Raw genomic sequence first — 1,228 nt, 5'->3', positions numbered from 1 at the left:
AACTGCGCCTCGGAGTAGGGATTGTCGTTGGAGACGCGCGGCCGCGAATGCGAGCGCTGCACCCCGAGATCGACCAGGAGCTGGACGACGTTCTTCGAGGTCATCGATGGTCCTCGGTCGGCGTGGATCGCGCCGGGCCGCCCGTGCAGGGCGACCAGATCGGCCATCCACTGCTCGGCGATCGCGGCGTCCTCTGCCTCCTCCAGCCGCCAGCCCACTGGGTAGCGGCTGAAGATGTCCAGCATGACGTACAGCTGGTACCAGATGCCGCGAGCCGGGCCGGGCAGGCGCGTGATGTCCCAGCTCCACACGTCATTGGGCTGGACGGCCACGAGCTCGGGTTTTATCTTGGCCGGATGCGCGGCCTGCCGGCGGCGTTCGCGGACCAGGTTCTCCTCCCGCAAGATCCGGTACATCGTCGACTGCGAGGCCAGATAGATCCCCTCGTCGAGAAGTTCGGCCCAGATCTGCGCCACCGCCTTGTCCGCGAAGCGCGGGCCGGTCAGTACCGCCAGCACCTGCTCCCGCTCGGCCGCAGACAGCGCGTTGGCCGGCGCTCCGGCCGGGCCGGGCTTGCGTCGTGGACCGACCGGCCGCGAGCGTTCTCGATACAGGGTGGCGCGGGATTTGCCCAGTAGCTGACACGCCTGGCTGGTGGAGGTTAACGCCTCCACCTGGTCGAAGACCTCGCCTATCGCCGCTTCGACGGCGGCTTTGTGCCCGCGCTCTCGGAGAGAGTCTCCAAGAGCGCGTGTGCTTTTCCCACCAGATCCAGCGCCGCGTCCTTACGCGCCAGCTCGGCCTCCAGCGCCTCCACCTTGCGCCGCAGCCGTTCCAGCTCGGCCTGTTCACCGCTCTTTCGGGCACGCGAGGTGTTCTTGGACAACCCGTCCAGGGCACCGGCATCGGCTGCACGCCGCCACTCGGCGATGTGGGAGGAGTACAGGCCCTCCCGCCGCAACAGCGCGCCCCGCGCGCCGGGCTCGGTCAACGCGTCGTACTCGGCCAGGATCGCCTGCTTGTACTCCGGCGTGAACGTCCGCCGCCGCGGCCGATCCGCACGCGCTCCCTCGTTCTGCTTGCCCGAGCCCACCGTTCCATCATGGACGATCCTCGGCAGCGGGCGCTTGGCCAGTGTCGTGCTCACGGTTCGTTGAGATCCTTACTCACCCTCATCACTCAGATGAACTTTAGTGGCATCTGTCTCAACAAACCTTGGCAGAGAGGG

2 protein-coding genes are annotated in these 1,228 nt (G+C 67.5%); both read right to left on the bottom strand.

Features of this window, described 5'->3' with window-relative positions:
• Positions 1-674 (bottom strand): DDE-type integrase/transposase/recombinase (locus ACTWPT_RS59995; protein ID WP_443186478.1); only part of this gene is annotated, 674 nt, incomplete at its 3' end.
• 17 nt (positions 675-691) lie between these two features.
• Complete coding sequence (locus ACTWPT_RS59990; RefSeq protein WP_443186477.1) at positions 692-1,147, bottom strand: transposase; 456 nt, start codon at positions 1,145-1,147, stop codon at positions 692-694.
• Between the last annotated feature and the right edge of the window lie 81 nt (positions 1,148-1,228).

It is taken from the genome of Nonomuraea sp. 3N208 (assembly GCF_052245935.1).
In the GTDB taxonomy this organism is placed as follows: Bacteria; Actinomycetota; Actinomycetes; order Streptosporangiales; family Streptosporangiaceae; genus Nonomuraea.
This window is presented reverse-complemented; position numbering and strand designations above follow the sequence as displayed.